This window comes from Coprococcus intestinalis (genome assembly GCF_023656595.1).
GTDB classification, from domain to species: domain Bacteria; phylum Bacillota; class Clostridia; order Lachnospirales; family Lachnospiraceae; genus Coprococcus_A; species Coprococcus_A intestinihominis.
Genome location: NZ_JAMOKJ010000002.1, coordinates 62,195 through 89,159 on the forward strand (window position 1 = coordinate 62,195; position 26,965 = coordinate 89,159).

Here is a 26,965-nt window from a genome sequence, read left to right on the forward strand (position 1 = left end):
ACGGGCAATGAAAAAAGCCGGTGAAGTGACAGGATGACAGAATGACAGGAGGGATGAACAATGAAGCTTGGAAATATGTTTAAAAAGACCAATCAGAAAAATTACATTACATTGACAAACAGGAAGGCCAATGTTCAAAACTCCGGGGAGTCATCACCGGAGGTGCCTGAAGGGCTGATGCGCAAATGCAATGCCTGCAGAGCAGTGGTATTGGCAGAAAGTATTATTGGCAATCAGTATATTTGCCCGAAATGCGGCAACTATTTTAGTGTACCGGCAAGACGCCGCATCGAGATGCTGGCAGACGAGGAAAGTTTCAAGGAATGGGATACAGGCCTTACATCCGGAAATCCGCTGCATTACAAAGGCTATGAAGATAAAGTTGAAGCTCTTCGTGAGAAGACAGGCCTTGATGAAGCGGTGACTACAGGCCTTGCAAGGATTGGCGGTCATGAAGTGGTACTGGCCGTGTGTGACAGCCATTTTATGATGGCCAGCATGGGCAAAGTTGTTGGTGAAAAGCTTACACGAGCCATTGAGAAAGCCACAGAGCGAAAGGTGCCGGTGATCATTGTTGCCTGCTCCGGCGGGGCCAGAATGCAGGAAGGTATCCATTCTCTGATGCAGATGGCGAAAACATCTGCCGCCTTAAAAAGACATCATGATGCGGGACAGCTCTATATCTCGGTTCTTACAAATCCCACAACCGGCGGTGTTACAGCCAGTTTTGCCATGTTGGGGGATATTATTCTGGCAGAACCGAATGCACTCATCGGTTTTGCGGGACCAAGAGTCATTGAGCAGACCATCGGACAAAAGCTGCCGAAGGGTTTTCAGCGTTCGGAATTCCTCTTAAAACATGGTTTTATTGATCAGATTGTAGAAAGAGAACACCTGAAGAATCGTCTGGAGCATCTTCTGTCACTGCATGAGAAAAATCCTGAGGCGGAGCAAAGACTCAGAAACTATAAGGAAGTGTCAGAGTCATCTGAGAATCCGGATCTGAATATGAGTGAAGAATTATCCATTGCAAAAAAAGATGAAAAGAAATCTGCCTGGGACAGGGTTCTGGCTTCCAGAAAGAAGGAAAGACCGGTCGGCACAGAATATATAGAAGATTTATTTTCGGACTTTACAGAACTGCATGGTGACAGGTATTTTGGGGATGATCCGGCCATTGTAGGCGGTATCGCCAGATTCCACGGGATGCCTGTGACGGTGATCGCCCAGGAAAAGGGACGTAATACAAGGGAGAATGTTCTGCGCAATTTTGCTATGCCGTCACCGGAGGGCTACAGAAAGGCCCTGCGTTTAATGAAACAGGCAGAAAAATTTCATCGACCGGTCATCTGTTTTGTCGATACACCGGGTGCCTTCTGCGGTATGGAAGCAGAGGAGCGTGGGCAGGGAGAAGCCATTGCACGCAATCTGTTTGAAATATCCGGTCTTAAGACACCGGTTCTGTCAATCGTGATCGGTGAAGGCGGCAGCGGCGGTGCGCTTGCGATGGCAGTGGCCGATGAAGTGTGGATGCTTGAAAATTCTATTTACTCCATTCTCTCACCGGAAGGCTTTGCAAGCATCCTCTGGAAGGATAGCCATAAAGCGAAGGAGGCGGCAGCTGTGATGCGGCTGACGGCGGCAGATCTTCAAAAACATGGCATGGTGGAGCGTGTTTTTGAAGAACCGGAAGATCTCACCATAGAGACACTGCCGGAACTGACACTGAAAATGGACAGATGTATGAAAATATTTTTCAGAAAACAGCTGGCAATGACAGGGGATGAGATTGCAGAGATGAGATATCGGAGGTTCAGGGCATTATGATGACATATCCAGAATTAAAAATTGGTGATCTGACAGTCAAAAAGCCCATCATTCAGGGCGGCATGGGCATCGGCATTAGTCTGTCAGGGCTGGCGGGTGCAGTGGCGAAAGCCGGAGGCGTCGGTGTGATCTCGACGGCCCAGATTGGTTTTCGGGAGCCGGATTTTGAAGAACATCCGGCGGAAGCCTGCCGAAGGGCCATCGGCAAAGAACTGGCTAAAGCAAGGAAAATTGCACCGACGGGAATCATCGGTTTTAATATCATGACTGCATTAAGAGATTATGAGGGACATGTCCGGGCGGCAGTGGAAGCCGGTGCGGATCTGATCATCTCAGGTGCGGGACTGCCCCTTGATCTGCCGGGACTGGCAGCAGCAAGTCAGACAAAGATTGCACCGATTGTATCAACAGAACGTTCGGCGGCGGTTATCCTGAAATACTGGGACAGAAAATACCATCGTACAGCGGATCTTGTGGTGATCGAGGGACCGAAAGCCGGTGGGCATCTCGGTTTTAGTCGTGAACAGTTGGAAGAATATGCTGAATATGATGATAAAGAATATACCGAAAAAAGTTATGATGATGAAGTGAAAAAGATCATGGCTGTTGTCAGAAAATATGGTGAAAAATACGGTTGTTCAATTCCGGTCGTACTGGCCGGCGGCATTTATGACAGAGCAGCGGCAAAGCATGCTTTTAGCCTTGGAGTGGATGGCATTCAGGTTGCGACGCGTTTTGTAACGACAGAAGAATGTGATGCAGATATCCGTTACAAAGAAGCTTATATCCGGGCAAATAAAGAAGATATTCAGATTGTGAAAAGTCCTGTGGGGATGCCGGGCAGGGCCATTATGAATCCTTTTATGGAGCGGGTGATGGCCGGTGAAAGGATATCACCGAAGAAGTGCCTGCTCTGCATGAAGGGCTGCAAGCCTTCGGAAATTCCTTATTGCATTACGGAGTCTCTGCTCCATGCGGCAAAGGGTGAAACTGATGAAGCACTATTATTCTGCGGTGCTGATGCTTGGCGGGCTGAGAAGATAGAGACAGTGGAAGAAGTGATCGGTGACTTACTGTCGATTTAAAAAGGAATCCTGATGAAAAGTTGAAGAACTATATCAATTTTTCATCAGGTGAATAAATTGTACTAAAAATAATAAGTGACATTTTTGTACGATGTATTGACAAACAAAATTTAAGGGACTATAATCTACTTCACAAAAAAGAGAAAAGTCTATGAAGGGGCAAGCGGCGTGTGCTGACTTGCTTTTTATTATAGAATAGGAGAGTGGATTTTATGACTGTAAGTCTCATTTTAACAGAACAAATTGTAAAATTATTTATTATCCTTATGATCGGTTTCATCATGGTCAAGATCGGTCTGCTGAAGGTTTCCGACAGTAAGAGTATTTCCGTCCTGCTTGTGTATCTGGTGCTTCCCTGTATGATCGTCAATTCATTTCAGATTGAATATACGCCGGAGGTACTGAAGGGATTGATTTTTACGGTTGTAGCAGCAGTGATCGCCCATATTGTTTTTCTTATCCTCACGGCATTTTTAAGAAAACCGTTGCATCTGGATATGGTTGAAGAGCTGACTACGGTTTATACAAACGGTGGTATTTTGGTTGTTCCGTTGGTCAAAGCACTTCTTGGCACAGAGTATGTTATTTATTCCTGCAGTTTTCTGGCTGTACAGATGATTCTGATCTGGACACACGGCAGGCATAAAATGTGCAGTGAGGAAAGGCTTTCCTTAAAGAAAATATTTTGGAATGCCAACATTGTGGCGATTTGTATCGGTGCATTTCTGTTTGTTACAAAGATTGAATTGCCGGATGTGATTGGCGGAACCATTGATATGCTGGCAGAAATGATCGGGCCAATCGGTATGCTATTGGCAGGTATGGCAATTTCTGAAATTCCATTCAAAAAAATATTCATGGAAAAAAGAAATTATTTGGCCGTTTTACTCAGATTGTTTATCTATCCTCTTGTCGTACTTATTGTGTTCAAAGTGCTAGATTTGACAGATTGGATCGCGGACGGAAAGAATCTGCTGCTGATTGTCTTTCTTGCATGTGTCACACCGGCCTGTGCAACAGTTACTTCCATGGCACAGCTTTATGATAAGAACAGTGCAGAGGCCAGCCTGTTTTATGTGCTGACCACACTTTTTTCAATCATCAGTATGCCGTTGATGATTCTTGTATTTGAAATTTTCTGTTAACGAAAAATTTTTATCCGAGAGACACGTCCAGTATCATCATCAGACTGAATCCGACAGCAAAACACAGGGTGCCCACATCAGAGTGACGTCCCTGGGACATTTCGGGGATCAGCTCTTCCACGACAACATAGAGCATAGCGCCGGCGGCGAAACTCAGCAGATAAGGCAGGGCCGGAAGAATATAATGGGCAGCCAGAATTGTCAAAATGCCGCCGACAGGTTCCACGATACCGGAGAGGACACCGCCCACAAAGGCTTTGCTTTTCTTCATACCTTCGGCGCGAAGGGGCATGGATATGATGGCGCCTTCCGGAAAATTCTGGATAGCGATGCCAAGGGATAATGCCAGTGCACCGGCGGCGGTGATGGTTGTGCTGTCTGAGAGATAACCGGCATAGACTACGCCCACGGCCATACCCTCCGGGATATTGTGCAGCGTCACAGCCAGTACCATCATGGTTGTGCGCTGAAGTTTGCTTTTCGGTCCCTCAGCCTGATTGCTGTTCTGATGTAGGTGGGGAATGATGTGATCTAAGAGAAGCAGAAACAGGATGCCGATCCAGAAACCGATGGCCGCGGGAAGAAAAGACAGCTTTCCCATGGATGCGGATTGTTCAATGGCAGGAATGATCAGGCTCCATACGGATGCAGCCACCATAACACCAGCGGCAAAACCGGTTAATGCCCGTTGAATTTTGTCACTTAACGTATTCTTCATGAAGAATACGCAGGCGGCACCGATGGATGTGCCGAGAAAAGGAATTAAAATACCATAAAATATATTCAGATTCATATATCAGACCTCCAATCCTTGAGTATGAAATATATAGATAGTTGTATGTGTAATTGCTCAAAATAATGCTGATTAGTTACAGCTAACTATAAAAATACTATAGCACGGTTTTAACGAATTGACAAGCAGTATCGATTTTCTCCTTGACAGAGATACCGATTCTGTTATATTATTAAATCTGATAAAGGAGAGTAACCTACGTTTGGGAATCTGCGTTTGCAGTGTCGTCAGTACGTTGGAAACATCCGGCGCTGCAGGGAAATGGTGAGACTTTTATTGCATTTTTGTTATGCAATAAGGGTTTCTTTTTTTATCTTATCAATAAAAATCCTTTATTGCATAAAAAAATTACAGTTGGTGAATATTTGCAAAAAAGGAGGCAAGCGTTAAGCTCTATTGTGACAATTGTTCTTTCTTTCGGAACACAGAAGATGGCAAAGGAGCACAGCAGCTGCAATTGATGTGGCAGATCTGGCACAAAGACGTCTTTGGGATTACAGTATTTTATGTAATGATTCAACAAATTAAGAAAAGAGGAGAAAGACAGTGGATTTAAGTAAAATTGCTATAAAAAAAATCCGGGAGCTTATTGTGTTTACAGCACTTCTTGTGGTCGCCCTGTGGAAATTTGATGTGGTGCTCGATGTGCTGAAAGCAATATGGGGAATTCTATTTCCCTTTGTACTTGGCGGAGCGATCGCATTTGTGATCAACGTGCCAATGAGCTTTTTGGAAAAGAAAATTTTTGGAAGAGTAAAAAAAGAAAATAAGATAGTCGTAAAATTGGCAAGACCGATAAGCCTGCTCCTTACGATTGTATTTGCGGTTGGCGTGATCGTATTGGTAATGTTTGGCGTGATCCCGCAGCTTACGCGGACAGTGGGAACCCTGATGGTGAGCATCGCTGATTTTATTCCGCAGATGCAAAGCTGGATCCGGGAATTTTCCCATAATAACCAGGAAGTCATGAAGCTGGTAGATCAGGTACAGTTTAATTCGGATCAGGCAATCAAGTGGGGGATAAGCTTTCTTGGAAACGGTGCAGGAAATATGATGAATACCACAATGTCAGCATTGGGTTCCATAGTCAGTGGATTGGCAACCTTTTTTATTGCATTTTCATTTGCCTGTTATGTTCTTTTTCAGAAGGAGAAGCTGCACGTGCAGATCCGAAAAGTAATTTTCGCTTTTCTTCCAAGGAAAAAAGCAGATGCTTTTCTTAAAGTCTGTTCTCTGACTTATCGGACATTTGCAAATTTTCTTGCAGGTCAGTGTCTGGAAGCCGTGATCCTCGGCTGTATGTTTGTTGTTATATTGAGTATTTTGAGGATGCCATATGCACTTTTGATCGGGATTTTGATTGCGTTTACCGCATTGATCCCAATTTTCGGGGCTTTCATCGGATGTGCAGTGGGAAGCTTTTTGATTTTTATGGTAAGTCCGGAACAGGCGATTTTATTCATTATAGTATTTCTGGTGCTGCAGCAGATTGAGGGAAATCTGATCTATCCTCATGTTGTGGGTGAATCGGTAGGGCTTCCGTCAATCTGGGTTCTTGCAGCAGTTACGATCGGTGGAAACCTTATGGGAATTGTAGGTATGCTTGTTTTTATTCCGCTGTTGTCCGTGTTTTATACTATTTTTCGGGAATTCGTATATCTGCGTCTGAAAAAGAAGCATATCAAACAGGTGACAAAGACAGAAATTGAGGAATATACGGTGGAGGAAACACGACAAACGCATGAGTAAATAAATTGTGAACACGTCCCTTTTCTGATAAAATTAAAAGAAAAGGGGCGTTGGTATATGCAGGAATTATTAGATTGGATGGAATATATTGAGGATGTGTTATGGGAATGATATCACCGAATATAAAAAGGATTGATGGCAGATAATCATTCATGCGTTTAGATTACATGACGATGGCGATTCTGCCGAAGCATCTGCTGGAAGGTGAGAATATGCAGGAATCCGATTTCTTCAGAGCGCCGGAGATTATCTGAATCCGAGACGGAAAGTCTGTGATCAGTATGTGGAGACACTGCGATGTCATCAGAAAATTTCAAAGAAAGAGGGCTATGAGGCTGCAAAGCTGACTCGAATTTGATACAAAAGTTTATCCGTTTAAAGTGATAATTTATCAAAAATAGGGTTGACATTCTGAAATTATATGCTAAAATTAAATCAAACTTTTGAGACGGAGATAACGTTCACATAAGCACCGTACAGAGAGCAGGAGGAGCTGAGAACCTGTGGAGACGCTGGTGAGCAAATGGACCGTTGAGGGCCAGGGGAAAGGCATTGAATATGATGCGGAGTATCTGAGGACGTAGACCGGCGTTAACGGTAGAGAATGTGTTGGCATTTTCATGATGAGTGGATTTTATAATCAATAAAGGTGGTACCGCAGATATATCTGTCCTTTGTATAGGGCGGATTTTTTTGTTTTATGGGAACTTTTCCCGAGGCGCCAACTGCAAATGATTTGCAGATAAAACAATCTGTGTGTTCTGACTGTGAAGCAAACTCCTCATAGAAAAGCCTGTATTTTAAGGAAAGATTGAAAGAGAGGTAATTTTCATGAAAAAGTTATTATCAGCAGTATGTATTTTGGCGATGACAGCAATGACACTGGCAGGTTGTGGTTCTTCTTCCACACAGGAGACGAAGGCGGCGACGACAGAAGCAGCCGTTTCCGAGGCAGCATCTGAAGCATCAGAGGCGCTTGATTCCGAAGGCGCGAAGGCCGATGGCAGTTATACAGTAGGTATCATCCAGTTGATTGAGAATGGCGCATTTAACGACATGCGTGAAGGCTTTATTGAAGAACTTCAGGCAAAAGGCTATACAGAAGATAAACTGACAGTGGATTACAAGTGTGCACAGGGTGATGCAACCAACCTTCAGACAATTGCCCAGTCTATGGCAGACAGCGATTATGATCTGGTTTGTACAATTGCTACACCGGCCACACAGGCAATGGTCAATCTTGAGACCGATACACCGGTTGTATTTATCGCTGTTTCAGCACCTGTAGCAGCAGGCGTTATCACAGATATGGATCACCCGGACAAGAATGCAACAGGTACATCCAATGCAATTCCTGTTTCTGATATTTTCGCACTGAACAATCAGCTGACACCGGACTGCAAGACATTTGGTTTCCTGTACTGCACAAGCGAAGTTAATTCTGTGAATACAATCGAAGCAGCCAAGGAATACTGTGATGCTAATGGTCTTTCTTATAAAGAAGCAACAGTGACGAACTCTTCAGAAGTTCAGCAGGCTGCTCAGTCACTGGTTGGCAGCGTTGATGCCATGTTTGTTCCGAATGATTCTGTCATTCAGGCCAGCATGACACTTGTATCAGAAGTAGCAAGAGATGCCAAGATCCCAGTATACTGCAGTTCAGCAACAACCGTTGAATCTGGTGCATTTGCAACAGTTGCTATCAGCGATAAAGGCATTGGTGGTATGAGCGCAGATATGGCAGTACAGATTCTTGAAGGCACAGCAGTTGCAGATATTCCTGCAGTCGTTGTTCCGGCATCCGCAACAGTTATCAACAACCAGACACTTGAGGCACTTGGCATTACTTTACCGGAAGATGTACAGAGTACAGCAACTTTTGTAGATGATGCAAAGTAGGATTGCAAAGTAATTTTATATGATATATGATATAGAAGAAATAGTGTTTACCCTCTGCATATGCAGGGGGTAAACGCAAGAAAAGAACAAAAATGAAAAGGACGTAGAAAAGTATGACTTTATTGATTGGCTCTTTGCAGCTTGGTTTTCTTTACAGTATTATGGTGCTTGGCATCTATATCAGTTTTAGAATCTTGAATATTCCCGATCTGACAACGGAAGGCAGCTTTACTTTCGGTCTGGCAGCATCCTCGATATTGACGGCTGCGGGCCATCCGCTGCTTGGACTTGTGGGTGCACTTATCGCAGGCGCATTGGCCGGCAGCGTGACAGGATTTCTTCAGACGAAATTGGATATTCATCCGGTTCTGGCAGGCATCCTGACAATGAGTGGATTGTATTCGATTAATCTGTTCGTGATGGGCGGTGCGTCCAATGTGACACTGCTCAATAACGATACTGTTTTCACACTGTTTTTGAAGGTCTTTCCTTTTATGTCGAAGGATGCTGTCAAATTATTTGTTGCCATTGCGGCAGTTGTGATTGTCACTGTTTTACTGACGGTATTTTTCAAGACATCTCTTGGACTTTCCATTCGTGCCACTGGAGATAATGCCGATATGGTCCGTGCTTCCTCAATTAATGTGGATGCCGTGAAGATGATCGCACTGGCAATCAGCAATGCCTGCATCGCGTTTTGCGGCGGTCTGATCGCTCAGTATCAGAGCTTTGCAGACATCAATTCCGGTGTCGGTATTCTTGTTGTCGGTTTGGCTTCTGTGATTATCGGCGAAGCTTTCTTTGGCCACAGAAGTCTGATGATCGGGTTTATTTCAGCCATTGTGGGTTCCATTGTGTACCGCTATATTATTGCCCTGGCAACAAAATCCGATATGTTCCCGGCGTACATGCTGAAATTGATTTCGGCAATTATTGTAACCGTTGCGTTGGCTGTTCCGGCTATCAAGACCAAAATGGCGAATGATAAGCTGAAGCGACAGGGGATGAGAGAAAGTGATGGAGGAAGATAGATATGCTGGAAGTGATCAATGCATCAAAGACCTTTGCAAAAGGCACACCAAATGAACATAAGGCACTGGATCATCTGAATCTGTCCCTGAAAGAGGGGGAATTTGTGACGATTCTCGGTTCCAATGGTGCCGGTAAATCAACATTATTTAATGCTATTTGCGGTAATTTTCTTCTGGATGAAGGCAGTGTGATTCTGGATGGGAAGAATATTTCCTATTTGCCGGAACATCAGCGGTCGGCTTCCATCGGACGTCTGTTTCAGGATCCGATGAAAGGAACCGCACCGAATCTGACCATTGAAGAGAATCTGGCACTGGCTTATTCCAAGAACACGAAAGGTCTTTTCAGATTTGCTATTACAAAGAAAGACCGTGAGATGTTTTGTGAAGCACTGAAGCGTTTTGATATGGGACTGGAAGACCGTATGGCTACGAAGATCGGACTTTTATCCGGTGGACAGAGACAGGTAGTTACATTGTTGATGAGTACCATTGTGACACCGAAGCTGCTGCTTCTGGATGAACATACGGCGGCTCTGGATCCGGCCACAGCTGAGAAGGTGATGGCCATAACTAATGATATTGTCCATGAGCGCAATCTGACGACTCTGATGATCACCCACAATATGGGGCAGGCACTGACAACAGGCAGCCGAACCATTATGCTGGATTCCGGTGCGATTATCTTTGACATTAAAGAAGAAGAGCGGAAGCATATGACAGTTTCTGATCTGCTGGATATGTATTCAGAGAAGAAAAAAGAAGAATTTGATAATGACAGAATATTGCTGAATTAAAGATGAGGAGGGGAGAAATTCCCTTCCTTTTTTAAATTCATTTCACAGGTGTATTGACATTAAAAAACAATCGCTGTATAATGTTGAACGTAAAACAGTTTGATATGCAACAGTTTCGACGGAAACAAAATGCATACAGAACAAAGACATTCAGAAAGGAGCTATGTCATGTGCAGAAAGGACCTGCCATGCAGGGAAGAGTTAGGTCTGCTGATTCTTCGTACAGCGACGATGATCCGCAGAAAGGCCGATAGTAATGTCTATATGAGTAAGGTTCATAAGATTACAGGATCCAATGGCTGGATTCTCGGATACCTGGCAGACCATGAGAATGAAGAGATTTATCAGAAGGATATAGAAGAAAAATTTTGTGTGACCAGGTCAACGGTTTCCAAAGTGTTAAAGGGCATGGAGAGCAAAGGACTGCTTAGGAGGGAAAGTGTCTCCAGTGATGCCAGATTGAAGCGGCTTGTTCTGACTGAGGAAGGACGAGAGATCAATGCCAATGCAGCGGTGGAGAGAATAGAGCTTGAAAACAGGATCAGGGACGGGCTGTCGGATGAAGAGTTTCATACCCTGATGCATTTATTGAAGAGAGTTGCAGATAACATGTTAGAAGAATAAGCCGTCCTTATTTGACAGATGCGGCTAGCTAGATAGAGATAGGAGGATTATTTGTATGATTAAAACGCTGGCCGGAAGTATCCGGCAATACAAGAAACAGACGATCATGTCTCCTGTGACAGTGGCGTTGGAAGTCTTTTTTGAGATTATGATTCCACTGATCATGGCAAAACTGATCGATGAAGGTATCGATCAGGGAGATATGGGCGTTATATGGAAGTATGGACTGATTTTGCTTGCTGTGGCGATGATTTCATTGTTTTGCGGTGCGATTTCAGGAAAGTTTGCGGCACAGGCTTCATCTGGTTTTGCAAAGAACCTGCGCCAGGATATCTATTATAAGGTACAGGAGTTTTCCTTTGCCAATATTGATAAGTTTTCGACTGCCAGTCTTGTCACACGTATGACGACAGATATTACCAATATTCAGATGGCTTTCCAGATGATTATCCGAATTGCAGTCAGAAGCCCGATCATGCTTGTCTGTGCACTGCTTGCGGCTTTCAAAATTGATGCGCAGTTGTCATTAATTTATGTGATCACTGTGCCGATTCTCGGTATTGGCCTGTATGCGATTATCATGAAAGTGCATCCGATTTTTGAGCGGGTGTTTAAGACGTATGACCGTCTGAATGCGATTGTTCAGGAGAATCTGTATGGTATTCGCGTCGTGAAATCCTTTACCCGTGAAGATCATGAGGTCGGAAAGTTTGACAAGGTTTCCGATAATATTTACAGGAATTTTGTAAAGGCGGAGCAGATTCTGGCCTTTAATATGCCTCTCATGCAGTTGGCTGTTTATACATGTATGTTGCTGATCTGCTGGTTGGGTGCCAGAGCGATTGTGGCCTGCGGCGGTGATGAAGCACTTGGACTTTCTACCGGTGAGTTTATGAGTCTTTTCACTTATACGATGCAGATTCTTATGAGTCTGATGATGCTTTCTATGGTATTTGTCATGATTATCATGGCAAGATCATCGGCTGAGCGTGTCTGTGAAGTCCTTTCGGAAGAAAGTACACTGAAGAATCCAAAGAATCCGGTTTGTGAAGTGAAAAATGGTGACATTCAGTTTGAAAATGTTGTTTTTTCTTATAATAAAAAGGCAGATAAGCCGGTATTAAATCATGTGAACTTAAATATCCGCTCAGGTCAGACGATTGGTGTAATCGGTGGCACGGGATCATCAAAATCAAGTCTTGTTCAGTTAATTCCGCGACTGTACGACGTCACAGAGGGACGCGTCCTTGTGGGTGATGTGGATGTCCGGGATTATGATATTGAAAGCCTTCGTAATGAAGTAGCGATGGTTCTTCAGAAAAATGTTCTTTTTTCAGGAACGATTAAAGAAAATCTTCGCTGGGGTGATAAGAATGCCACAGATGAGGAAATTCAGCGTGTCTGCCGTCTGGCCTGTGCAGATGAATTTGTCCAGACTTTTCCTGACAAATATGATACGTATATTGAGCAGGGTGGTACGAATGTATCCGGTGGTCAGAAACAGCGACTTTGTATTGCAAGAGCACTTCTAAAGAAGCCGAAGATCCTGATTCTTGATGACTCTACAAGTGCGGTGGATACGAAAACGGATGCAGCGATCCGCAAAGCGTTTGCAGAGGAGATTCCGGATACGACAAAGATTATTATTGCACAGCGTGTCGCTTCTGTTGAGGATGCAGATCAGATTATTGTTCTGGATGAGGGCGAGATCAAAGCAATCGGTCGTCATGAAGAATTGATGCAGTCCTCTGATATTTATCGCGAAGTATATGAATCACAGAAGAAAGGAGGAGATGACAATGAATAAGAAACCGTCAAGACCACAGGTGAACCCGAATACATTAAAGCGGCTTCTGGGCTATCTGAGTGTTTATAAAACACGTGTCATAGTGGTTGTTATCTGCATTTTGCTCAGTGCGATCGCCAATGTCATGTCTTCCCTGTTTATTCAGAGATTGATTGATGATTACATTTCCCCGCTTCTTCTCGAAGCCAATCCTGTATTTGATGCGTTATTCCGAGCCATTATACAGATGGCATGCATTTATGTGATCGGTATTCTGGCCAGTCTGATCTATAACAGAACAATGGCCGTTATTTCCCAGGGTATTTTAAAGAAGATCCGAGATGATATGTTTGCACATATGCAGACATTGCCGATTAAATATTTTGATACGCATACACATGGCGATGTCATGAGTCATTATACCAATGATACAGATGCCCTGCGTCAGATGCTTTCTCAGAGTTTGCCGCAGCTGTTGTCTTCCTGTGTTACAATTGTTGCCGTGTTTGTCTCAATGTTGTATCTGAGTGTATGGATGACATTGTTTATCGTTGTTTTTCTTTTCCTCATATTAAAAGTTGTGAAATCCATTGCCGGAAAGAGCAGTGTCTACTTTATTAAACAGCAGCAGAATATCGGTGATGTCAATGGCTATATTGAAGAAATGATCAATGGCCAGAAGGTTGTCAAGGTATTCTGCCATGAAGAAGAAGCCAAGGCTGTTTTTGATAAGAAAAATCAGGAGCTTTGTGACAGCATGACAACGGCCAATACTTATGCCAATATCCTGATGCCGATCATGGGCAATATGGGCAATATTCTTTATGTGTTGCTGGCAATAGTCGGCGGAAGTCTTGCGATTGCAGGTGTGACGAACATCAGTCTGACAGGTGCCGGTGCGATGACACTTGGTACAATTGCGTCCTTCCTGACGATGTCAAAGAGCTTTATCAATCCGATTGCACAGGTTTCCCAGCAGTTGAATGCGGTGATCATGGCCTTGGCCGGTGCAACACGAATTTTTGAATTGCTGGATGAAGAACCGGAAGAAGATCATGGTTATGTAACCCTTGTCAATGCGAAGCGTGAAAATGGTGAGCTTGTAGAATGCAAAGAACGAACAGGTCTCTGGGCATGGAAGCATCCTCACAGCGACGGTACACTGACGTATGAGGAATTAAAAGGTGATGTCGTCATGGAACATGTGGACTTTGGTTATGAAGAAAATAAGCTGGTGCTTCATGATATTAACCTCTATGCAGAACCGGGTCAGAAGGTGGCTTTCGTCGGTGCTACCGGTGCCGGCAAGACAACCATCACGAACCTGATCAACCGTTTCTATGATATTGCGGACGGCAAAATCCGCTACGACGGCATCAACATTACAAAGATTAAGAAAGACGATCTGCGCCGTTCCATGGGTGTCGTTCTTCAGGATGTCAACCTCTTTACTGGTACGGTCATGGACAATATCCGATATGGCAAGCTGGATGCCACAGATGAAGAATGTATTGCTGCGGCAAAGCTGGCCAACGCAGACGGCTTTATCCGAATGCTGCCGAATGGCTATCAGACAGTTCTTGAGGGTGATGGAAGCGGACTTTCCCAGGGACAGCGTCAGCTGATCTCTATTGCGAGAGCAGCCGTTGCTGATCCTCCGGTTATGATTCTGGATGAGGCAACATCCTCCATCGATACGAGAACAGAAGCCATCGTTCAGAAGGGTATGGATGCCCTGATGCACGGCCGTACAGTTTTCGTTATTGCCCATCGACTGTCAACAGTCAAGAACTCCGATGTGATTATGGTACTTGAGCATGGACGGATCATCGAGCGAGGCAACCATGAAAAACTGATTGCTGAGAAGGGTAAGTATTATCAGTTGTATACGGGAGCGTTTGAATTAGAATAAAAAAATTTTCGTACAGATAAAATGTAAAATATTTATTGGTTTTAGAATGGATAGTAGCTTTGTGTGATATTTGGCTGACTATCCGTTCTTTTTATGCTATGATTATGGTGTGTTGATTTTTGGGAGGTTTATATGGATAGAATAACGAAAATTATTCAGGAAACCCACCATCGTTTTCTGAATTTGTTTTGTATGAATGTGCGTCACCGTAATGGCGAAGCATCGGAGTATTATGTGGCTTCTCGTGCGAAGTCGGAAGATGATCTGAAGGCAGTGACGCATAGGAATGACCCGGATGGCGTGAGTATTTACAGTGTTTACGGTGAACAAAGAGATCATGTCGTGTTGGTGAAACAGTATCGTTATCCACTGGGGGATTATGTCTATGAGTTTCCGGCAGGCCTTGTGGAGACTGGAGAGGCAATGACGGATGCTGCTGTGAGAGAGTTTCATGAGGAGACAGGATTGCATCTTAAGGTGATTCCGGCGGATGATATGTATACTAAGCCGAGATTTACAACAGTCGGTATGACGGATGAAGCCTGCGGAATGGTCTATGGCTATGCTTCCGGCGTGCCGGATAACCGGTTTGAGGAAAGCTCAGAGGATATTCAGGTTGTGCTGGCAGATAAAAAAGAGGTGCGCCGTATTTTAAAAGAAGAGAATGTCGCTATGATGTGTGCGTATATGCTGCTGCATTTCCTGAAGTCAGAGGGAGATCCGCTGGGATTTGTAGAAATGAAAGACAAATGATGAATCAATATGACTGAATAGTTGTTGATAAAAATATTGATAAAAGGGGATACTAGAAATGAGTCAGTTTTATTATTTAAATGATGAGATATTGGGTTCCTGTCATCTGGCGGTGGGTGAGAGGAATACTGTATTATTTGATCCGGGTATGGCCTGGTATGGGGAGAAAACGGTTGAAAAGATTAAAGAGATTATCGGGGACAGACCGATTGATGCAGTTTTTCTGACCCATTCCCATTATGACCATGCAGGAGCTTTGCCGGTGATCAAGAAGTATTGGCCGGATGCCATGGTATTTGGTGCAGCCTATGCCGGGCGCGTCTTTTCAAAGTTGTCGGCTAAGCGGCTGATTCGTGAACTTTCAGCCAGTGCTGCACAGTTAAACGGCACGGCACTGCCAGATGACTATTCGACACGCGCGATACAGTTGGATCAGATGCTGATCGGCGGCGAAACGATTAATGTGGGAGATGTCTGTGTGCAGTCAATTAAGACCGTTGGACATACAAAGGATTGTCTGTCGTATCTGATCGATGGCCATGATCTTCTGGCTTCCGAAACCATCGGCAGCATCAATACGGAGGATGATTATATGCCGCAGTTCCTTGTCAGCTGTGAAGAAGCGATGAAGAGTATTGACAGTTGCAGAAACAGCGGGGCAAAGAAGTTATGGCTGACCCATCACGGAGAAGTGGGTGAGGCAACACCGGAATTGTGGCAGTGGTTTGAAGATGGTCTGACTGCTGCGAAGAGCAGGATTCTGGAGATTATCAGAGATAATGAGACACCGGAAGAGCAGTTAAAAGCCATGGAAGCGGTGTTCTGGAGACCGGAGAAGAAGGGCGGATGGCCGCAGAAAGCCTTTGATCTGAATGCGGAATCTATGCTGAAAACCATCAAGAGTGAGAATTTCCTGAGCCACTCGAAGTTTACGAAATAAGGCAAACAGCTATTTGCAAGGCTGGATGAAGGAATATGAAGGATTTACAGTTAGAAATCAAAAATAAAATATATTAAAAGGAGTCTGCAGAACATGGAGTTAAAAAGTGCATTAGAGCAGCTTGGCCTGCTTCAGAAGAAGTTATATGCTTATCAGACAGCATCATCGTCTTTGTATCTGGATAGTGTGACAGTGGCACCGAAGGATACTTCAGAGGGCAGAGGTGTGGCCCTTGGTATTTTGGCAGGAGAGAGCCAGAAGTTGATGACAGCACCGGAAACAGGAGAATTACTGGCGTTTTTGGCGGATCAGAAGGAGAATCTGTCTTTTGTGGAGCAGAGACAGGTGGAAGAATTGAAGAGAAGTTATGACCGTCTGTCCAGAATTCCGGCGGATGAATATATGGATTATGCTATGCTGACGAATGAAGCCAGTGATGTGTGGCACAGGGCAAAGGAGAGCAGTGATTTTACACTTTTTGCTCCGGTATTGGAGAAACTGGTTGCCTATAACCGAAAATTTGCGGGTTATTATGACAGCAGCAAAAAGCCATATGATGCACTGTTGGATGAATATGAACGCGGTGCGGATATGGCTTTTCTGGATACATTTTTTGAGACAGTCCGGGAGCGTCTGGTACCACTTATTCATGCTATCGGTGAGAAACCACAGATTGATGATAGTTTTCTGCATCTGCATTATCCGGTAGATATTCAGAGAAAGTTTTCTGACTATCTGATGGAAGTGATGGAACTGGACAGAGATCACTGTACCATCGGCGAGACAGAGCACCCTTTTACGCTGGAATTTAATAATAAAGATGTGCGTATCACAACCAATTACAAAGAGGATAATGTGGTGGATTCCATGTATTCTGTGATTCATGAGGGCGGTCATGCCAAATATGAGTTAGGTATCCGTGATGACCTGCAATATACCTGTCTGACCGGCGGTGTATCCATGGGGGTTCATGAGAGTCAGTCCAGATTCTATGAGAATATTATCGGACGGTCACTGCCTTTTGTGAAAGCGATATTCCCGAAAATGCAGGAATTTTTCCCAGAACAGTTAAAGCATGTGACAGCAGAGCAGATGTACCGTGCGGTGAATAAAGTACAGCCATCATTGATTCGAACAGAGGCTGATGAGCTTACCTATTCTTTGCATGTGATGGTGCGTTACGAGATTGAGAAGCAGCTTATTGACGGCAGTCTTGAAGTGAAGGATATTCCAGAGGTTTGGAATCGTCTTTATAAAGAATATCTTGGTGTGGATGTGCCGGATGACAGGAGAGGATGTCTGCAGGATTCCCATTGGTCCGGCGGTTCTTTCGGGTATTTTCCATCCTATGCCCTCGGCAGTGCCTATGGTGCGCAGATGCTTTGCAATATGGAAAAGGATTTCCCTGTATGGGATGAAGTACGTGCAGGTAAACTGACAGGGGTATCTGCATGGCTGAAAGAGAAGGTCCATCAGTATGGAAGCCTGCTGACTCCGGGTGAAATCGTGAAGAATGCCTGCGGTGATTTTGATCCGACAGTTTATACGGATTATCTGACAGAAAAATATAACAAACTTTATGATTTATAATGGTTTTCATTGTAGTCTGCTATTGGAAGTGATACAATAAAAGGGATGTTTTGTTAGAAAAAGGTAGGTATAAGTATGAGTGATTACAAAATGAATACAAAATGTGTTCAGTCAGGCTACAGACCTGGCAATGGTGAACCGAGACAGATCCCGATTGTACAGTCCACCACTTTCAAGTACGATACAAGTGAAGACATGGGTAAGTTATTTGATTTGGAGGCATCCGGTTATTTTTACACAAGGCTTCAGAATCCGACCAATGATTATGTTGCAGCCAAGATTGCAGACATGGAAGGCGGTACAGCAGCAATGCTGACATCTTCAGGACAGGCAGCCAACTTCTTTGCCCTGTTCAATATCTGTCAGGCGGGTGATCATATCGTATCATCTTCATCCATTTACGGCGGTACATTCAATCTGATTTCCGTGACAATGGCGAAGATGGGCATTGAAGCAACATTTGTTTCTCCGGATTGCACAGAAGAAGAGCTGAATGCGGCATTCAAAGAGAATACAAAGGCTGTTTTCGGCGAAACCATCGCCAACCCGGCACTGACTGTTCTTGATATTGAGAAGTTTGCGAAGGCAGCCCATGCCCATCATGTGCCGCTGATCGTGGACAATACATTTCCGACACCGGTCAACTGCCGTCCGATTGAATGGGGCGCAGATATTGTAACACATTCCACGACGAAGTACATGGACGGCCATGGTGCAGCTGTGGGCGGTGCTATTGTTGACAGCGGTAATTTTGACTGGATGGCCAATGCTGAGAAGTTCCCGGGACTTTGTACACCGGATGATTCTTATCATGGCATCACCTATGCTGAGAAGTTCGGCAAAGAGGGCGCTTTTATCACAAAGTGTACAGCACAGCTCATGAGAGATCTTGGATGCATCCAGTCTCCGCAGCATGCATTTATCCTGAATCTCGGTTTGGAATCCCTGCATGTGCGTATGCCGCGTCATGTGGAGAATGGTCAGGCTGTGGCCGAATTCCTTGAGAAGCAGCCGCAGGTGGCTTATGTGAATTATCCGGGTCTTGAGAGTGATAAATACCACGAACGTGCTATGAAGTATATGCCAAAGGGCGGCTGTGGTGTTGTTTCCTTTGAGTTAAAGGGCGGACGTAAAGCAGCAGAGACATTTATGAAGCATCTGAAACTGGCAGCTATTGAGACACATGTGGCTGATGCCAGAACATGCTGTCTGAATCCTGCAACATCCACGCATCGTCAGATGAGTGATGAGCAGTTAGCGGCAGCAGGTGTACCGGCAGGCCTTGTGCGTATTTCATGCGGTCTTGAGGATAAAGAAGACCTCATCGCAGACCTTGCGCAGGCACTGGCTCAGATTGAAGAATAAGAGTAGTTAGAGAGAAAGAGGCAGGAGCTGCCCTGATGAATAACCATATTACGATTCAGAGGCAGCTCTTATGCTGTTTATTTAGGGAAAATAGAAGTATGAATAGAGAAAATTTTCAGTCCCGATTGGGATTTATTCTGGTAAGCGCGGGCTGTGCCATCGGTATTGGCAATGTGTGGCGCTTCCCATATGTGGCAGGACAAAACGGCGGTGGTGTTTTCGTCTTGTTTTACCTGATATTCCTGCTTTGCATGGGTGTGCCGGTTTTGACGATGGAATTGGCAGTAGGACGTGCAGGTAAGAAGAGTGCAGTCCAGGCCTATAAAGCACTGGAGAAAGATGGCCAGAAATGGCATATTCACGGTTGGTTTTGTATGATCGGCTGCGTGCTGTTGATGATGTATTATACAACCGTTTCAGGATGGATGCTGAGTTACTTTGTCAAATTCATAACCGGCAGTTTCAAAAGCGGAATGGATGCCGATGCTGTAGGCGGTGCTTTTTCAAACCTGTTGGCAAATCCTGTTGAAATGGCAGTATTCATGGCGATTACAGTCGTTGCAGGATTTGTTGTTTGCAGTTTTGGTCTGCAGAATGGTCTTGAGAGAATTTCCAAGATCATGATGTCAGCCCTCCTTGTACTGATCATCGTGCTGGCAGTACACAGCCTGGTGCTTCCGGGTTCCGGCGAAGGTTTGCGTTTTTATCTTTTGCCGGATTTTAAGCGTGCAGCGGATGTAGGAATCGGCAAAGTGATCACAGAAGCCATGAATCAGGCTTTCTTCACCCTGAGTCTTGGTATCGGTGCCATGGAGATTTTCGGCAGTTATATGCCAAACGGCAGAACCCTCACCGGAGAATCTGTGAGAATTTGCGGACTTGATACCTTTGTTGCATTGATGTCAGGTCTGATTATTTTCCCGGCATGTTTCTCATTTGGGATTCAACCGGATGCAGGTCCGTCACTGATCTTTGTGACATTGCCGAATGTCTTTGTGAATATGGCGGGCGGCCGTCTGTGGGGAACATTATTTTTCCTGTTTATGACCTTTGCCAGCTTTTCGACGGTCATTGCTGTATTTGAGAACCTGATCGCAGGATGCATTGACAACTTTGGCTGGAGCCGTAAAAAGGCCGTTCTTTTTAATGGAATTCTTATTCTGATCGCCAGTCTGCCTTGTGTATTCGGCTATAATATCTGGAGCGACCTGCATTTGATCGGGGGAAGAGATGTTTTGGATACAGAGGATTTTCTTGTCAGCAATATTTTGCTGCCGGGTGGTTCACTGGTCTACTTATTGTTCTGTGTGAGCAGATGCGGATGGGGATTTGACAACTATCTTGAAGAAGTGAATCGGGGAAAAGGCATGAAAATGTCGGGCAAATTGAAGTGGTATTTTATGACATTGCTGCCGATCCTGATCCTGATTATCTTAATTCAGGGACTGATATAGAAATTCTGTGTCGGTGCATCTGCCAGATGAGAGATGTGCCATTGCTGATGCAGCATTTATAAAAAGAAAAGTGCCTCTCGGGACACTGTAAATTTTGAAAATGTTTGGTGGCTGTGAAATTCAGCAGCTACGATATTTTCAGAAAATGCAGTTTTCCCGGGAGGCATTTGTATGTAATGGTTGTATTTTCACCGCAGTATTCACCATCCGCATGAACGGTCAGGGGACTGGAAAGATGCAGCGTGCATTCTTTAAATGGAATGCAGTCAAAGACGCTGATATATTTCTGCTTGCCTGCAACGAGAAATGGCAGCAGGAAAAATGTCAGCCATTTGGGTACATCGTGGGCCATGGCAAGGCACAGCATCCCATCATCAGGGACAGCATCCGGTGCCATAGGTACACCGCCGCCTTCGACCCGCAGATTCATACCGGCGGAAAAGATCATATGGCTGACATGCATTGCTTCACCATGATTAAAAATAATGTCGGCATCGCAGGTGGTCATGGAGAACAAAGACTCAATTGTCAGCAGAAGATAGGTCAGCTTCCCGAGATGCAGTTGGTTCAGAAACTTCTTAAGCCTGGAATGCAGCGCCTTCTTGCAGACAATAGCATCCAGGCCGGCACCGGAGCTGATGGCAAAATATTTCGGTGTATCCAATGCTTCGCAGGAGACTTCACCCAGGTCAATGGCAGTGCCTTCTGAGGCTGATTCAATCAAATCCAGCATTTGTTCCAGATTGGACAGCGTGTCTTTGGAAATACCCATGCCTCTGGCAAAATCATTGCCGGAACCAATAGGAAGAATACCCAGTACAATGCGTGAAAAATCGGTGATTCCGTTAATCACTTCGTTTAAAGTGCCGTCACCGCCCACGGTGATCAGATAAATCCTGTCCTCGGGAAGAGAAGAAATCTTCCGTGCCAGATCGGTGGCATGACCGGCGTATCTGGTCTGAAAAGCCTTGTATTTTATGCTTCGATTTTCTAATATTTCTTTCATTTCCATCCAGATGGCACGGCTTTTGCCGGTTCTGGCTGTAATATTCACGATAAAATAAATCATTATATCCCTCGAATCCATTCATTGATGAACTTATATGAAATTGCATGTAAAGTTCCATATGGATTTATTGTATCAAATTCTGGGGCACCTGAACAGTCGTATTCTGTGGGTTTTTGTTGACTTAAGACACCAACGGAAGGATAAAGCTGCTCCAGATCCAGCTGAAAGGCATGATCAGGAGCATAGCAGGAATCATATCCGCTGTTGGAAAGTTTGTTAATTTGTTCATACGGAAACCAGCAGCCAGCATGAAGAATCCGCCCACAGCTTTGAAATCATTGATCATCGCAGGGGTTGTCAGAGGGTAGATGACACCGGCCAGAAGAAATAATGTCATAAACAGGATAAACTGCGGAATTGCGATCAATGAAACAACACTGCCAAGGGTACAGGAGAAGATAATGGCTGTGAATAGATCAAGGATAGATTTTGCAATCATAATGCTGTGATCACCGGTCATGCCAGAGACAATAGAGCCATAGATGCCTGTACCGCTGGCAACAAAAATGACGATGATGGTAATCAGTGTTTCCGTAAATTCCTTTCTATCAAGAGCAGAAGGACTGCTTTTGACAATTCTGGAAGACGCTTTTTCCATCATCAGGGCGCCTGCACGGATTTTATCCCCTAAATGAATGGCCAGACCGATGCCGGTTCCGAGGATAAGTGCAAAAATAACCGCAGGCATATTTTCCATAAGGACAATTGAGCTGATACCCATTCCCATGGAGCAAAGTCCGAAAATCATATTCAGGTTGGTGATGATACGTTCGCTGATAAAATTTCGGGCGAAAAGGCCGATAAAGCCACCCACGAAGATGCATAATGCGTTGATGATGATACCTATGGGCATTGATAAAAACCTTCTTTCAAAAAAAATACTGGTATAGTTTAGCACATTTTCTGGAAAACAGTAAAGAAAAAATGTCTGGGTTCCTACAATTTTGTAAGTTGTCTTTTTCTTGAGGCGCGCAAAATTTACACGTTCTTATATGAAATACAAAAGGAAGGAGTTCCGTAAAAGGGCTTGCTATCACGTAAGCGTTATAGCGTATGCTCAAGATTACGGAGAGGAAAAGAACGTGTTGAAGAAAATCGAAGAAGTTAGTAAATTGTCCGGTATAAGCAAGCGGGCATTGCAGTACTATGATGATGAAGGGTTGCTGAGGGCAAAACGCTCAAAAGAAAATTATCGTTTGTATGATGAAAATGATATGAAGAAGCTCTGGGAAATCCTCTGGTATAAGGAAATGGGTTTTCAATTAAGGGAAATTAAAGAGATTTTTGCGGTGCCGAAAAAGGAAAGGAGCATCTATCTTGAACAGCGAATGAAGGAGATCGAGGGAAAAATTCAGAATTTGGAGGTGCAAAGAAAATGGGTTCAATATGTTGAGGATTGTGGGATGATTGCAGCTTTGCCATGTGATAAGGAAAATCAGCAGAATTATCTTGAACAAATTAAAAGAATCAAGAAAATCCATGAGAATTTAAGTTAATTATATATGAAAGAAGAAAATGAAAAGAGCTGGAAAATTGACCTTTTGTAGATATATAAGATGCAGATATAATGTTGGAAGTAATGAATGGGGTGAGAAATATGGCGGTTAAGTTTACTTCTGTTAAATGTCCGGATTGCGGTGCAGTATTACCAATCGAAGAAGGAAGAAATCAGGTGTTTTGCTCTTATTGTGGAAGTAAAATTATTATGACGAATGAAAATGAATATGTTTATCGTCATATAGATGAAGCGGAAATTAAGCAGGCCGAAACAGAACGGATTTTGAAGTTGAAGAAAATGGAGATGATTGAAAAGAAGAATGAGGAAGCTGAAAAAATCAAAAGAATCAAAATAAAACTGACAATAGTTTTAGGAATATTGTCGGTAATATTTATAGGTATGGGATATGTTGGTATAAATTATGGTTTGATCATGCCGGGACTAATATGCTGTATAATTATGGCATACATGTGGTTGTTGGGTGATAATCAAGATGATGATTCAGGTTTTGGAGACAAGATAAAAGTACCAAAAGCAGTTTTTGATTATGAGGATAAGAATTATGTGACAATGGAGGCTTTATTCGAAAGTGCGGGTTTTACAAATGTAAAGAGTGTTCCATTGAACGATTTAGCAGTGGGGTTATTGAAAAAGCCAGGTGTGGTTGAATCAATTATGATAAATGGACAACCTGTCTCATATGTTCGAAGAAGATTTTTACCGAATGCAGCAGTTGTAATATCTTATCATAGTTACAGATAGAGGGGCAATATAATGAAATGTAAAAAGTGTGGGGCAGAATTGGCTAATGGTGTATTGTTTTGCAGGGAGTGCGGAACGAAAGTTGAATCTGAAAAGAAGTTTTGCCATGAATGTGGAACGGAACTTACGGACGGGGTAAAGTTTTGTCCAAATTGCGGAGCGAAAGTTGATGTTGAAGAGGTTATTGATGCTGATGTGCCAAAATCAAAAGAAACAATAACTGATTTAGAAAAGGTAAAAGGAAAATTAGTCAACATATGGAATAGTCTTGAATTTTTTTACAAAGTCGCAGCAGTAGAAATGCTAATTGCGGTGCTCTTACTTTTTGCTGCTTTGTGCGTACATAAAATATTGCCAATTTTTATTTCAATTCTACAGATCGGAAGTTTAATAGCAGCTATATGTTTCCATAAGGGTATTTTAAAAACTCAAAAGAAGTATGGCAAATATGTGTTATTAATAGTGAGTATTTTCTTGGTTGTGTTGAATATAATAAGTTATTCCTTTGGTGATAAAGAAAATATTGATATTTTAAAGGAAACCAAGGAGAAAGCTGTTGTCGATTTGCAAAATTCAGTTGGAGTGGCTGATTGTGTTGGAAAAAATTATTCAGATATTGAAAATGTTTTATCTGAAAATGGTTTTACCAATATCACGCTTAGGGAAATGGAGGATTTAGAGGCATCAGAATCAGATAGAGTAGGGCAGATTGAAAGTATATCTATTGATGGAAATACAAAATTTGATAAAAATCAAACGTTTCAAAGTGATTCAGAGATTGTTATTAATTATCACACGTATGCAAAATGTTCGGTTAATATACATGTTAATTTTGCCCCCAATTTGATATTTAGTCGGTATGATGTAGAATTCAATTTTGATAATGTTAATAAAGGAACACTTTCACATGGAGAGGATGAAGATTACCATTTTGATGTTAAACCGGGAAATTATTTGGTACAATTTGTTAGTGAAGAATCATCTTCAGTAAAAGGTGAAACAACATTAAAAGTCAGCGGAGATGTTAACGTATCTTACCGAATATCCTGTTACAGTGATGAGATATCTGTTGATGTAGAATACACAGAAAATATTGGAGAAATTGGAGAAAATGAAATTATGATGGATTCTGCAATGACTGATTATAGATATGAAAATTACAAAGATGTTGAAGAAAAATTGAAGAAACTTGGTTTTACAAATATTAAGACTAATATTTTATATGATATAGAATTTGGATTGACTGATGAGGGAGAAACAGAAGCAGTTTCAATTAATGGTGATGATGATTTTAAGAGGGGAGATATATTTCCTAACAATGCTGAAGTAGTTATTACATATCATATGAAAGCAGAAGATGATCCAGCAAGGGAAACAGAGACAATAAGGCAAACAGAGACAGCAAAGGAAACAGAGGCAGAAACAGAAAGTAAGGAAAATTTAACTGTAGATAATTGTCCCGAGTTATCAAATATGCTTTCCAATAAAGCAGAAATAGACGAATCATATTCTGAATTTGCTTCCAAATATAAAGAAAGAGTCATTGAATTTGACGGACAAATTGCTGATTGCACACATCATGAAAATTATAATACAAGGTTTGATTATCTTATAACAGCCATTGATGATTCAAATCATCAGGTGGGCCCTTATTTCAAATTTCAAAATGTGAATTACTCGGATTTAAATACGGATTTGGATTCTGTGACTGTTGGGGTGAATGTACATATTACTGCAGAGGTAGAAAAATATGATTCCGTCAGTGGATTGTTTTATCTTAAGCCAATATCAGTTATCGGAAAGTGATGAAAGCAAAAAATATTAAATGAAAAAGGTCGAGAAACCGGCCTTTTTTGTATACTCAGATGGTATAAGGAGACAGGCTTTCAATTTCGTGAAATAGAAAGCATTTTTGAGGTACCTAAGAAAGTAATTTCACAGAATGATGTTGATCAGATTAAAGAAATCCGAATAACATTTTTTTAGGCAGTTCATTCTCAGTAATAGGGAAATAGCGATCGGTAATTCACAAGGTTTAGAATGAATTTTGCAACAGATGTATGTTATAATCTAACTATCAAAAAGAAACGGCGTAGTTTTTGGCACTACCGTCAGCACAAGAGAGGAAATTGAAATGAAAGATGTTTTAAAAGGCGTAACTGTAAAAATTGTATCGTTAATAATTATTATCGCACTGGTGGTAGGCGGAGGATATCTGGCTTACAAGCATTTTGTGGGAAATATATTTGGTGGGGCCGGACATGAAACGGTTAGTAGTGTTGAGGTAGTGAAAGAAAAACTTGAAGCCACGGCAGAATTGAATACCGGAAGTTATTTGTGTACGGATGTGATTACAAAAGCAGATTCCAGAACATTTAAAGATTGGAAGATTCCGTTCACAGAGAAAAGTTTTATCGTGCAATATGATGGCATTGTTAAAGCCGGAATCAAAGATTTGACGAAGGCTGATGTATCACAGGATGAAGATATGATTATCATTAAATTGCCTGATGTAGAGATTACAGGGATAGAAATTGATAATGATTCATTTGAAAAACTGGATGAATCAAATAATATTTTTAATCCAATTACTGTTGAGGATCTGAATGATGCACAAAAAGATTTAAAAGATAAAATGGAAAAGCAGGCAATTGAAAAAGGTGTTTTGGATATTGCCAGGGAAAATGCAGAAACAGTGATTTCGGGAATGTTTTCTGATTATGATGTGCAAATTGAATGGCAGTAAAGATGGAATAATTTTGTAGTCAAGTATGAGATGGAACCTCTATATCTATAAAAGGTATGGAGGTTTTTTATTTATGCGAGCAACGAGCAAAAGTCCGTGCTTGCACAAGACCTTGGCGACTGCCACGATTTTTAACACCC

The 26,965-nt window shown here is 42.9% G+C and carries 22 protein-coding genes; 19 read left to right on the forward strand and 3 right to left on the reverse strand.

The window, feature by feature from the left end; genetic code table 11:
- The first annotated feature begins 60 nt into the window (after positions 1–60).
- The 3 genes from accD to NBH03_RS01720 all read left to right on the forward strand — a co-directional run bounded on the left by accD (position 61) and on the right by NBH03_RS01720 (position 4,057).
- Positions 61–1,827, forward strand: a complete 1,767-nt coding sequence (gene accD, locus NBH03_RS01710) for an acetyl-CoA carboxylase, carboxyltransferase subunit beta (protein WP_250796484.1) — start codon at positions 61–63, stop codon at positions 1,825–1,827.
- Complete coding sequence (locus tag NBH03_RS01715; protein WP_250796490.1) at positions 1,824–2,912, forward strand: NAD(P)H-dependent flavin oxidoreductase; 1,089 nt, start codon at positions 1,824–1,826, stop codon at positions 2,910–2,912. Before accD ends, NBH03_RS01715 begins: the two co-directional genes overlap by 4 nt.
- A gap of 212 nt (positions 2,913–3,124) precedes the next feature.
- Positions 3,125–4,057 carry an AEC family transporter gene (locus NBH03_RS01720; RefSeq protein WP_250796494.1) on the forward strand — a complete coding sequence of 311 codons (933 nt, stop codon included), beginning with the start codon at positions 3,125–3,127 and terminating at the stop codon, positions 4,055–4,057.
- Between the two features lie 10 nt (positions 4,058–4,067).
- On the opposite strand, the gene NBH03_RS01725 is transcribed toward NBH03_RS01720, so the two are convergent.
- Positions 4,068–4,850 carry a ZIP family metal transporter gene (locus NBH03_RS01725; protein WP_250796496.1) on the reverse strand — a complete coding sequence of 261 codons (783 nt, stop codon included), beginning with the start codon at positions 4,848–4,850 and terminating at the stop codon, positions 4,068–4,070.
- Positions 4,851–5,396: 546 nt separating this feature from the next.
- Between NBH03_RS01725 and NBH03_RS01730 the strand changes: the two genes are divergently transcribed.
- The 12 genes from NBH03_RS01730 to NBH03_RS01785 all read left to right on the forward strand — a co-directional run bounded on the left by NBH03_RS01730 (position 5,397) and on the right by NBH03_RS01785 (position 20,750).
- Positions 5,397–6,599 (forward strand): AI-2E family transporter, encoded by a 1,203-nt coding sequence (locus tag NBH03_RS01730; protein WP_250796499.1) that lies wholly within the window; start codon positions 5,397–5,399, stop codon positions 6,597–6,599.
- 831 nt (positions 6,600–7,430) lie between these two features.
- Positions 7,431–8,498, forward strand: coding sequence for an ABC transporter substrate-binding protein (locus tag NBH03_RS01735; protein WP_250796505.1), 1,068 nt, complete (start codon positions 7,431–7,433; stop codon positions 8,496–8,498).
- Between the two features lie 113 nt (positions 8,499–8,611).
- Positions 8,612–9,529 carry an ABC transporter permease gene (locus NBH03_RS01740; RefSeq protein WP_015514626.1) on the forward strand — a complete coding sequence of 306 codons (918 nt, stop codon included), beginning with the start codon at positions 8,612–8,614 and terminating at the stop codon, positions 9,527–9,529.
- 2 nt (positions 9,530–9,531) lie between these two features.
- Positions 9,532–10,326, forward strand: coding sequence for an ABC transporter ATP-binding protein (locus NBH03_RS01745; protein WP_015514625.1), 795 nt, complete (start codon positions 9,532–9,534; stop codon positions 10,324–10,326).
- 168 nt (positions 10,327–10,494) lie between these two features.
- Positions 10,495–10,950, forward strand: a complete 456-nt coding sequence (locus NBH03_RS01750; RefSeq protein ID WP_015514624.1) for a MarR family winged helix-turn-helix transcriptional regulator — start codon at positions 10,495–10,497, stop codon at positions 10,948–10,950.
- A gap of 55 nt (positions 10,951–11,005) precedes the next feature.
- Positions 11,006–12,757, forward strand: coding sequence for an ABC transporter ATP-binding protein (locus NBH03_RS01755; protein ID WP_250796508.1), 1,752 nt, complete (start codon positions 11,006–11,008; stop codon positions 12,755–12,757).
- Positions 12,750–14,648, forward strand: a complete 1,899-nt coding sequence (locus tag NBH03_RS01760) for an ABC transporter ATP-binding protein (protein WP_250796517.1) — start codon at positions 12,750–12,752, stop codon at positions 14,646–14,648. Before NBH03_RS01755 ends, NBH03_RS01760 begins: the two co-directional genes overlap by 8 nt.
- 132 nt (positions 14,649–14,780) lie before the next feature.
- The gene (locus NBH03_RS01765) at positions 14,781–15,401 is read left to right on the forward strand and encodes an NUDIX hydrolase (protein ID WP_250796518.1); all 621 of its coding nucleotides are present in this window, start codon (positions 14,781–14,783) and stop codon (positions 15,399–15,401) included.
- 58 nt (positions 15,402–15,459) lie between these two features.
- Positions 15,460–16,341: an MBL fold metallo-hydrolase gene (locus NBH03_RS01770; RefSeq protein WP_117538993.1), complete on the forward strand. Its 882-nt coding sequence runs from the start codon at positions 15,460–15,462 to the stop codon at positions 16,339–16,341.
- Between the two features lie 93 nt (positions 16,342–16,434).
- Complete coding sequence (locus tag NBH03_RS01775) at positions 16,435–17,931, forward strand: carboxypeptidase M32 (protein WP_250796520.1); 1,497 nt, start codon at positions 16,435–16,437, stop codon at positions 17,929–17,931.
- A gap of 75 nt (positions 17,932–18,006) precedes the next feature.
- A complete protein-coding gene (locus NBH03_RS01780; RefSeq protein WP_015514618.1) occupies positions 18,007–19,296 on the forward strand; it encodes an O-acetylhomoserine aminocarboxypropyltransferase/cysteine synthase family protein in 1,290 nt (429 codons plus the stop codon).
- Positions 19,297–19,394: 98 nt separating this feature from the next.
- Entirely contained in the window at positions 19,395–20,750 is a 1,356-nt protein-coding gene (locus NBH03_RS01785; RefSeq protein WP_250796523.1) for a sodium-dependent transporter, read from the forward strand.
- Positions 20,751–20,877: 127 nt separating this feature from the next.
- Here the strand turns inward: NBH03_RS01785 and NBH03_RS01790 are convergent, their stop codons facing one another.
- Both NBH03_RS01790 and NBH03_RS01795 read right to left on the reverse strand, forming a co-directional pair.
- Positions 20,878–21,819: a diacylglycerol/lipid kinase family protein gene (locus NBH03_RS01790; RefSeq protein WP_227081655.1), complete on the reverse strand. Its 942-nt coding sequence runs from the start codon at positions 21,817–21,819 to the stop codon at positions 20,878–20,880.
- Between the two features lie 121 nt (positions 21,820–21,940).
- On the reverse strand, positions 21,941–22,672 hold the full coding sequence (locus NBH03_RS01795) for a DUF554 domain-containing protein (RefSeq protein ID WP_250796526.1): 732 nt from the start codon (positions 22,670–22,672) through the stop codon (positions 21,941–21,943).
- Positions 22,673–22,901: 229 nt separating this feature from the next.
- Here NBH03_RS01795 and NBH03_RS01800 point away from each other — a divergent pair, with 229 nt between their 5' ends.
- The 4 genes from NBH03_RS01800 (at position 22,902) to NBH03_RS01815 (ending at position 26,825) form a co-directional block, all read left to right on the forward strand.
- Positions 22,902–23,315 (forward strand): MerR family transcriptional regulator, encoded by a 414-nt coding sequence (locus NBH03_RS01800; RefSeq protein WP_250796528.1) that lies wholly within the window; start codon positions 22,902–22,904, stop codon positions 23,313–23,315.
- A gap of 71 nt (positions 23,316–23,386) precedes the next feature.
- Entirely contained in the window at positions 23,387–24,079 is a 693-nt protein-coding gene (locus NBH03_RS01805) for an Rpo12/RPC10 RNA polymerase subunit family protein (RefSeq protein ID WP_250796530.1), read from the forward strand.
- Positions 24,080–24,091: 12 nt separating this feature from the next.
- The gene (locus NBH03_RS01810; protein ID WP_250796540.1) at positions 24,092–25,885 is read left to right on the forward strand and encodes a DUF4839 domain-containing protein; all 1,794 of its coding nucleotides are present in this window, start codon (positions 24,092–24,094) and stop codon (positions 25,883–25,885) included.
- Positions 25,886–26,213: 328 nt separating this feature from the next.
- A complete protein-coding gene (locus tag NBH03_RS01815; protein WP_250796543.1) occupies positions 26,214–26,825 on the forward strand; it encodes a DUF4230 domain-containing protein in 612 nt (203 codons plus the stop codon).
- The last annotated feature ends 140 nt before the right edge of the window (positions 26,826–26,965 follow it).